Below are 8,628 nucleotides of genomic sequence, written 5' to 3' on the forward strand. Positions count from 1 at the left end.
AAGTGGACCATGCCCATCCGGGATTGGAAGGCTGCGCTGACCCGCTTTACCATTGAGTTCGGAGACCGCATCTCCGTCAATTGAAGTCCGAACCGTTTACACAAAAATTCGGACACGCCCTACAAAACGGAAGTTATCTACAAACGAGGGCCGTGGAAAACACGTGAATCACTGGAGCTGGCAACGCTGCAATGGGTGCACTGGTTCAACCATGACAGGCTGCTGGAATCCATAGGACATATACCGCCAGCGGAGGCTGAGGCAAACTACTGGCGGCAAGTTGCCAAGACCGTGCAGGCTGACGCCTGCACTTCAACAAACTAGCCTCCACCAAACCCGGTGTGATTCAGTGAGGATTAGCTGACGATGTACTCGGGATGACTGCTATTGGCCGAAAGCCGCCTCGTCACACACACAATAAAAAAAGGACTGCTCTTCTGAGCAGTCCTTTCTCTTTTGATAGCTGCTAACGCTTACCTCATAAGCGCTGGCAGCCAATTTGGCTTAAAAACCCATCAGTGGCGGATCAGGTGGTCAAAGGCCGACAGCGCGGCCGTGGCACCAGCGCCCGCGGCAATGATGATCTGCTTGTACGGCACATTCGTGCAGTCGCCGGCCGCGAACACGCCAGGCACATTGGTGTGGCCCTTGGCATCGATCTCGATCTCGCCAAAGCGCGTCAAATTGACCGTGCCCTTGAGCCAGTCGGTGTTGGGCAGCAGGCCGATCTGCACGAAGATGCCTTCCAGCGCCAACTGGTGGACCTGGTCGGTGGTACGGTCCTTGTAGGTGATGCCGGTGACCTTCTTGCCATCACCGTTCACCTCGGTGGTCTGGGCGTTCAGGATCACCTTCACGTTGGGCAGCGACGCCAGCTTCTTTTGCAGCACGGCATCGGCCTTCAGCTCGCCGGCAAATTCCAGCACCGTCACGCTCTTGACCAGGCCAGCCAGGTCGATGGCCGCTTCCACACCGGAGTTGCCACCGCCGATCACCGCCACGTCCTTGCCCTTGAACAGGGGGCCGTCGCAGTGCGGGCAGAAGGTCACGCCCTTGGTGCGGTACTGCTCCTCGCCGGGCACGTTCATGTTGCGCCAGCGCGCGCCGGTAGACAGGATCACGGTCTTGGACTTGAGCACCGCACCCGAGGCAGTGTGCACCTCGATCAGGCCGCCTTCGGTGGCGGCGGGCACCAGCTTGGCGCCGGTCTGCTGGTTCATCACGTCGACTTCATAGTCACGGATGTGTGCCGCCATGGCCGCGGCCAGCTTGGGGCCGTCGGTCTTGCTGACCGAGATGAAGTTCTCGATGTCCACGGTGTCCAGCACCTGGCCGCCCAAGCGCTCGGCAGCGATCCCGGTGCGGATGCCCTTGCGGGCGGCGTAGATGGCCGCAGCGGCGCCAGCGGGGCCACCGCCGACCACCAGCACGTCGAACGCCTCCTTGGCCGAAATCTTGGCGGCTTCGCGGGCGGCGGCGCCGGTGTCCACCTTGGCGACGATTTCCGCCAGTTCCATGCGGCCCTGGCCAAAGCGTTCACCGTTCACGAACACGGTGGGCACGCCCATGACTTCGCGGTCCTTGATCTCGTCCTGGAACAGGCCACCGTCGATCGCGGTGTGTGTGATGTGGGGGTTCAGGGCCGACATCAGGTTCAGCGCCTGCACCACATCGGGGCAGTTGTGGCAGGACAGCGAGTAGTAGGTCTCGAAGTGCAGCGGCGTGTCGATGGCCTTGACCTGCTCCAGCAGATCGACCGATTCCTTAGAGGGATGGCCGCCGACGTGCAGCAGCGCCAGCACCAGGGAGGTGAACTCATGGCCCAGGGGCACGCCGGCAAAGCGCACGCCGCTGTCCACGCCGGGGTTGGTGATCAGGAACGAGGGCTTGCGCACGTTCAGGTCGTTGTTCTCGACCACGGTGATCTTGTCGCTGAGCGCCGCGATGTCGGCCAGCAGGGACTTGACTTCGCCAGCCGCCTTGCTGTCGTCCAAAGTGGCCACCAGTTCGAGCGGCTTTTGCAGGCGTTCGAGATAAGCTTTGAGTTGGGTCTTGAGGTTGGCGTCGAGCATAATAGTCAAATCCTAATAAAATTCTTTTTTGATAGCCATCAATTGCTTGGTTGAAAAAAGCCCGGGCCTCGCCCAGGCTTTTCACGGGCAATCGGATTAGATCTTGCCGACCAGGTCCAGCGAAGGAGCCAGGGTGGCTTCGCCTTCGTTCCACTTGGCAGGGCAGACTTCACCGGGGTGGTTGCGCACGTACTGGGCAGCCTTCACCTTGCGCAGCAGGTCTTCAGCGTTGCGGCCGATGCCTTCGGCGGTGATTTCCACAGCTTGGATCACGCCATCGGGGTCCACGATGAAGGTGCCGCGGTCGGCCAGGCCCACGCCGGGACGCATCACTTCGAAGTTGTTGGTCACCACGCCGCTGGGGTCACCGATCATGGTGTACTTGATCTTGCCGATGGTTTCGGAAGCATCGTGCCATGCCTTGTGCACGAAGTGGGTGTCGGTGGACACAGAGTAGATTTCCACGCCCAGCTTCTGGAATTGGTCGTAGTGGTCAGCCACGTCGCCCAGTTCGGTGGGGCACACGAAGGTGAAGTCAGCGGGGTAGAAGAAGAACACGGCCCACTTGCCCAGCACGTCCTTTTCGGACACTTCGATGAACTTGCCATCCTTGAATGCGGAGGCTTGGAAAGGCTTGATAACGGTATTGATAACGGACATGTAGTTTCCTTATGTGATGCGACTGAACACAGGCTGTAGTCTAAGCCCTGGGTAAAATAATTTCAATCAATTGACTTAATTGTTTTGATTGCTTAAAACTATTTATCAACGCAAACGCAACTCAGCATCAACCGCAGCCAATCCGCACCAGTGGGGACTTGCCGTGCCAACGGCCGCGAATCCTTGACAATGGTCATCCACGCGTCACCTTCACACAAGGAGCCCCATATGAAAGGCGAACCGCAAGTCATTGCCGCTCTGCAAGCACAACTCAAGAACGAACTCACCGCCATCAACCAGTACTACATGCACTACCGCATGTACAAGCACTGGGGCTTTGAAGCCCTGGCCAAGGTGGAGTACAAGGAATCCATCGGCGAGATGAAGCACGCCGACGTGCTGATGGACCGCATCTTCATGCTGGACGGGCTGCCCAACCTGCAGGACCTGGGCAAGCTGCAGATCGGCGAGGACGTCCCCGAAGCGCTGCAGTGCGACCTGAACCTGGAGCTGGCGGCCCAGGCCACGATCAAGGACGGCATCAAGACCGCCGAAGCCGCGCACGACTTCGTCTCGCGCGACCTGCTGCTCAAGATCCTCGACGACACCGAGGAACACATCGACTTCCTGGAAACCCAGCTGGACCTGATCGACAAGATCGGCCTGCAGAACTACCTGCAGACCCAGATGGGTGAAGCCGAAGGCCATTGAGCCCAGCGTCGCCACCCTGGTGGGTGGGGCACTTGCCTAAATAAGCTCTAGCCCTTATCCCACCTGCGCCAGCTGCTATGCAATTGAAAACGGAGCCCATGGGCTCCGTTTTTTTACGCGCTGCCAATATTCACAACTCTGGCACCAGGAAATCCCGGGTGATGAACTCGCCCAGCATGTTCACGCGGTCCAGGAACTGCGTCAGGTAGGCGTGCAGGCCGGTGTCCAGGATTTCATCGATGCGACCGTACTGCAGGTCGGCCAGCAGGCGCCCCGCCTTGCGCTGGCTTTCCTGCGAGCCCTCGTGGGCCACGGCCTTGAGGTTGTCCACCACCTCGCGCATGCAGGCGTGCAGCGAACGCGGCATGTCGGCACGCAACACCAGCAGGTCGGCCACGCGCTCGGGCGTGATCACGTCGCGGTAGACCTTGCGGTACACCTCGAACGCCGAGACGCTGCGCAGCAGCGCGCTCCAGTGGTAGAAGTCGAACTGCTGCGCGGTTTTGCGCTCGGATTCCATGCCGTGGTAGTCGCGCTGGATGGCATGGAAGCGCACGTCCAGCAAGCGCGCGGTGTTGTCCGCCCGCTCCAGGAAGGTGCCCAGGCGCAGGAAGTTGAAAGCCTCGTCCTGCAACATGGTGCCCAGCACCACGCCGCGCGACAGGTGGGAGCGGTATTTCACCCACTCCGCCAGTTGCCCGGGGTCCTTGCCCAGGGAGCCTTCCTGCAAGTGCTTGCGCATCGCCAGCCAGGTCTGGTTCTGGGTCTCCCAGACCTCGGTGGACAAGGCCCCGCGCACGGCCCGCGCGTTCTCACGCGCGGCGTGCAGGCAGGACACGATGGACGCCGGGTTGCTTTCGTCGGCCACCATGAAGAACAGCACGTTGTCGCGCGTGATGTCGCGGTAGCGTGTCTGGTAGGCCGGGATGAGTTCGCTGATGGACAACACCCCCTGCCAGGTGCGCGCGGCATCGTCCGGGCGCATCGGCAGCATCGAGGTGTCATAGCTCACGCTCAACATGCGGGCGGTGTTTTCTGCCCGCTCGGTGTAGCGTGACATCCAGAACAGGTGGTCGGCGGTGCGGCTCAGCATGATTCCTCCCCGGGCAGAAAACCCCGCGCCTGCTGCGCAGGCGGGCGCTGTTGTGTTGCAAGCGCACAGCGCTTGTCAGCCCGCTCGGTGTCGCGTGACATCCAGAACAGGTGGTCGGCGGTGCGGCTCAGCATGCGTTCTCCTCACAGATTGCGATGGCCAGTGCCAGGCACTGGGCTGTCCGGCCGGTGCCAGGCAGCATGCGGGCCGGGATGATGCGGGCGTTCATCGGTGTCATACGCCCCCCACCAGCGAGGCTTGTTGGCTCCAGGCGCCGGCGGACTGTGACAGGCCAGCAGCCAGGCTGTCTGCCAGCCCATCGCTGCCGTCGCCCAGGACCCAGGTGTCCTTGGTGCCACCGCCCTGGGAAGAGTTAACGACCAGCGATCCCTCCTTGAGCGCCACGCGCGTCAGGCCGCCGGCGACCATGCGCATGCCCTCCTGGCTGCTGAGCACGAAGGGGCGCAGGTCGATGTGGCGCGGGGCAATGCCCGCCTCCACCATGGTCGGGCAGCTGGACAGGCTCAGCGTGGGCTGGGCAATGTAGCCCGCCGGATTGGCCAGCAGCGCCTGGCGGAAGCTCGCGATCTCCGCCTGGGTGGCGGCCGGCCCGATCAGCATGCCGTAGCCGCCTGCGCCGTGGACTTCCTTGACCACCAGCTCGTGCAGGTGGTCCAGCACGTAGCGCAGGTCGTCGGGCTTGCGGCACAACCAGGTGGGCACGTTGCTGAGGATGGGCTCCTCTCCCAGGTAGAAGCGGATCATGTCCGGCACATAGGGGTAGACCGACTTGTCGTCGGCAATCCCGGTGCCCACCGCGTTGCAGATGCTGACGTTGCCGGCGCGGTAGGCGTCCATCAGGCCCGCACAGCCCAGCGAGGAATCGGGGCGGAACACCTGGGGGTCCAGGAAGTCGTCGTCCACGCGGCGATAGATCACGTCCACGCGCTGCAGACCGCGCGTGGTGCGCATGTACACCACCCGGTCGCGCACCACCAGGTCCTGGCCCTCGACCAGCTCCACCCCCATCTGCTGCGCCAGGAAGGCATGCTCGAAATAGGCGCTGTTGTACATGCCCGGCGTCAGCACCACCACCGTGGCCGAGGCGGCCCCGGCCGAACCCGGCGCGCTGGCACGCAGCGTATCCAGCAGCAGGTCGGGGTAGTGGGCCACCGGCTCCACGGCGTGGGTGCTGAACAGCTCGGGGAACAGCCGCATCATCATCTTGCGGTTTTCCAGCATGTACGACACGCCGGACGGCACGCGCAGGTTGTCCTCCAGCACGTAGTACTCGCCCTCGCCCTGGGCGTTGCGGGCCCGCACGATGTCGATGCCGGCAATGTGCGCGTACACCCCGCCGGGCACCAGCACGCCCTGCATCTGCGGGCGGAACTGGGCATTGCCATCGATCAGGTCGCGCGGGACGATGCCGGCGTGCAGGATGGCCTGGCCATGGTAGATGTCCTCGATGAAGCGGTTCAGCGCCGTGACCCGCTGCACCAGCCCCTGCTGCATGCGCGCCCACTCGCCGGCGGGGATGATGCGCGGGATCAGGTCGAAGGGAATCAGGCGCTCCGTGCCCGCGCCGCTCTCATCCTTGTCGCCATAGACGGCAAAGGTGATGCCGACGCGGCGAAAGATCATCTCCGCTTCGGCCTGCCGCGCACGCATGGTGGTCTGCGCCTGCCGCGCCAGCCACTGGGCATAGGCCTTGTAATGGGTCCGCACGTCGCTGCCATCGAACGGCAGCATTGCGTACATCTCGTCAAACTTCTGCATCTTTGCACGCCTCCTGCGAATGGATTGCTGTGGTGACAGCAAGAATCAGGCCCAGTCCGGACCCATCTGGTGGAGGAAGCAATTCCTGACATTTACCGAATCACTCGGGGATCACTCAGTGTAGCCAGCCCCTGCCGCCTCGGGCACGGCATGCTGCCAATACCGGCGCGCCAGCGTGCGCTCGCACTGCACCGCGCCCGGGGCCCAGGAACGCCAACGGGCCGCACCACAGCCGGCGCTGGTCACTGTCCGTGCCCCCTGCGCCTGGTAGCGCTGCACCACCGCGGGATGGGGGTGGCCAAAGCGGTTGCGGTAGCCGCTTTGCGCGATGGCCACCGCAGGCTGCACCGCCTGCACCCAGGCCGCGGTGGACGAGGTCTTGCTGCCATGGTGCGGCATGAGCACGAGATCGGCCCGCAAGGGGCTGCCGGCGTGCAGCAGCGCCTGCTCCTGCCGGGCCTCCACATCGCCCGTCAGCAGGGCCACCGTGTCGGCCAGGCTGCGCACCCGCAGCACACAGCTTTGGGCATTGCGTCCGGCACCCCCACCGGTGTGTGTGTCGCAGGGGCCATGGGGTGCAGCACCTCCAGTTGCACCCCATCCCAGGTCCAGGACTGCCCCTGGACACAGGGCACACCGCCCGCCCCCAGTCGATGCGCCCGGGGGAAGGCGGCCACCACGGCCTCGGCCCCACCGGCATGGTCGCTGTCGGCGTGGCTGACCAGCAGCACATCGGGCGCGATCCCCAGGCCCGCAGCACCGGCACCACCGTGCGTTCGCCCGCATTCGCCTGCTCGGACCACTGCGGGCCGGCATCAAACAGCAGGCTGTGGCCCTGGGTGCGCACCAGCGCAGCACTGCCCTGCCCCACATCCAGCGCCAGCACCTCGAAGTGCCCCCAGGCCGGCGCCTGCGGCTGCCACCCCAGCAGGGGCACCAGCAACGGCAGGCCCAGCATGCGCCAACGCCAGCCCCAGGGCATCACCAGCCACAGGCAGCCCAGCACCCCGGCCAGGGCCGCCCACCAGGGCGGCTGGGCAAAGAACAGCACAGCCCCGCGCCAGTCGGCCATGGCGTCCAGCAGCCCGACCATGGCCGTCACCCCCTGGGCGGCCAACCACCACAGCGGCGACCAGAGCACACCCAGCATGGACAGGGGCGTGATCACCAGCGTGACCCAGGGGATGGCCCACAGGTTGGCCAGCAAACCGATGACCGACACCTGGCCAAACAGCAGCAAGGTCAGCGGTGCCAGGGCGATGCCCACGACCCATTGCTCGCGCGCCATGCGCACCAGGACCGGCTTCCAGCCCCGCGCCGTGTCACCCCTCGGCCTCGGCTGTGCGGCAACCAGCACGCCCACGGCCACAAAGCTGAGCCAGAAGCCCGCCTGCAGCAGGCTCCACGGATCAATCAGCACCACCACGGTCAACACCGTCAGCCAGACGCAGGGCCAAGGCCAGCTGCGCGCCTGGCTGCGCAGCAGCACCACCACCGCCAGCATGCCGATGGTGCGCTGCGCGGGAATGCCCCAGCCGCTGAACAGCGCATAGGCCGTGGCCAGCGCCAAGCCGGCCCAGGCGGCCACCACCGGTGCCGGCTGCCACAGGCACAGCCGGGCCGAACGCCGCCAGCACAGCTGGACCACGGCCATCGCCAGCCAGGCGAACATGGTGATGTGGAGCCCGCTGATGCTGACCAGGTGCGCCACCCCGGTGTCGCGGAACAGTTGCCAGTCGGCGCGGCCGATGCTCGATTGCGCGCCAGTCACCAGGGCCTGGACCACGCCCATGGAAGCCTGCAGGCGTGCCGAGGCCCCTTCCGGGGGCTGCAGGCGCTGGTGGATCTGCCCCCGCCAGCGCGCCACCGGGGCCTGCCAGGTCTGGCCCAGCCATTGCGGCGGCGCATCGCGTGCGCCACGGCGCACATAGCCCGTGGCCTGGATGCCCTGGCTCCACCACCACAGCTCCCAATCCATGCCGTGGGGGTTGCGCTCCCCGTGCGGGGCCTTGAGGCGCACGGTCCAGGCCCAGCGCTGGCCGGCCTGCAAGCCCTGCGGTGGCAGCTCACCGTACCAGGTCAGCGCCACCAGCGGCGGCAGTGGCACGGGCTGCGGGGGCACCTCGACCGACTCGGCCTGCTCCACCGCAAAGCGCAGGCGCACCCCGCGCTCGACCGCCTGGGGCATGTCGGTGATGACCCCGGTCACGCGCACATCGCGCCCCTCCCACGCGGGCGGCATGGCCGTGGCGGCAAAGCTGGCGGCGCGCCAGCCCATCATCCCCAGGCCAGTGCCGCGCCCCACAGCAGCCA

Annotated in this window: 7 protein-coding genes and 1 pseudogene; 2 read left to right on the forward strand and 6 right to left on the reverse strand. The window is 65.1% G+C overall.

Going from position 1 to position 8,628, the window contains the following annotated elements:
- Window positions 1–120: 120 nt before the first annotated feature.
- Window positions 121–324 (forward strand): annotated as a pseudogene (locus SJH88_RS17470) (IS3 family transposase); the annotation flags it as partial.
- A gap of 191 nt (window positions 325–515) precedes the next feature.
- Here the strand turns inward: SJH88_RS17470 and ahpF are convergent.
- Window positions 516–2,072 carry an alkyl hydroperoxide reductase subunit F gene (gene ahpF / locus SJH88_RS17475; RefSeq protein WP_210929211.1) on the reverse strand — a complete coding sequence of 519 codons (1,557 nt, stop codon included), beginning with the start codon at window positions 2,070–2,072 and terminating at the stop codon, window positions 516–518.
- 96 nt (window positions 2,073–2,168) lie between these two features.
- Window positions 2,169–2,732: an alkyl hydroperoxide reductase subunit C gene (gene ahpC / locus SJH88_RS17480; RefSeq protein WP_042413974.1), complete on the reverse strand. Its 564-nt coding sequence runs from the start codon at window positions 2,730–2,732 to the stop codon at window positions 2,169–2,171.
- A 228-nt stretch (window positions 2,733–2,960) separates the two neighbouring features.
- On the opposite strand from ahpC, the gene bfr reads away from it, so the two are divergent.
- Window positions 2,961–3,443: a bacterioferritin gene (bfr, locus tag SJH88_RS17485; protein ID WP_042413978.1), complete on the forward strand. Its 483-nt coding sequence runs from the start codon at window positions 2,961–2,963 to the stop codon at window positions 3,441–3,443.
- Window positions 3,444–3,573: 130 nt separating this feature from the next.
- Here bfr and SJH88_RS17490 read toward each other — a convergent pair whose 3' ends face one another.
- From SJH88_RS17490 to SJH88_RS17505, 4 genes are all read right to left on the reverse strand, one after another.
- Window positions 3,574–4,536, reverse strand: a complete 963-nt coding sequence (locus tag SJH88_RS17490; RefSeq protein ID WP_234686659.1) for an alpha-E domain-containing protein — start codon at window positions 4,534–4,536, stop codon at window positions 3,574–3,576.
- Window positions 4,530–4,670: an alpha-E domain-containing protein gene (locus tag SJH88_RS17495; RefSeq protein WP_274755219.1), complete on the reverse strand. Its 141-nt coding sequence runs from the start codon at window positions 4,668–4,670 to the stop codon at window positions 4,530–4,532. The genes SJH88_RS17490 and SJH88_RS17495 overlap by 7 nt, the downstream gene beginning before the upstream one ends.
- Window positions 4,671–4,770: 100 nt before the next feature.
- Window positions 4,771–6,315 carry a circularly permuted type 2 ATP-grasp protein gene (locus SJH88_RS17500; protein WP_274755220.1) on the reverse strand — a complete coding sequence of 515 codons (1,545 nt, stop codon included), beginning with the start codon at window positions 6,313–6,315 and terminating at the stop codon, window positions 4,771–4,773.
- A gap of 115 nt (window positions 6,316–6,430) precedes the next feature.
- Window positions 6,431–8,628 (reverse strand): ComEC/Rec2 family competence protein (locus SJH88_RS17505; protein ID WP_274755221.1); only part of this gene is annotated, 2,198 nt, incomplete at its 5' end.

Origin of the sequence: Comamonas sp. GCA5 (genome assembly GCF_036541385.1) — a bacterium.
In the GTDB taxonomy this organism is placed as follows: Bacteria; Pseudomonadota; Gammaproteobacteria; order Burkholderiales; family Burkholderiaceae_C; genus Comamonas; species Comamonas aquatica.

Coding starts and splice junctions, on each gene's coding strand:
- SJH88_RS17500 (WP_274755220.1), bottom strand. CDS start 6,315: ATGCAGAAGTTTGACGAGATGTACGCAATGCTGCCGTTCGATGGCAGC.
- SJH88_RS17495 (WP_274755219.1), bottom strand. CDS start 4,670: ATGCTGAGCCGCACCGCCGACCACCTGTTCTGGATGTCACGCGACACC.
- SJH88_RS17490 (WP_234686659.1), bottom strand. CDS start 4,536: ATGCTGAGCCGCACCGCCGACCACCTGTTCTGGATGTCACGCTACACC.
- bfr (WP_042413978.1), top strand. CDS start 2,961: ATGAAAGGCGAACCGCAAGTCATTGCCGCTCTGCAAGCACAACTCAAG.
- ahpF (WP_210929211.1), bottom strand. CDS start 2,072: ATGCTCGACGCCAACCTCAAGACCCAACTCAAAGCTTATCTCGAACGC.
- ahpC (WP_042413974.1), bottom strand. CDS start 2,732: ATGTCCGTTATCAATACCGTTATCAAGCCTTTCCAAGCCTCCGCATTC.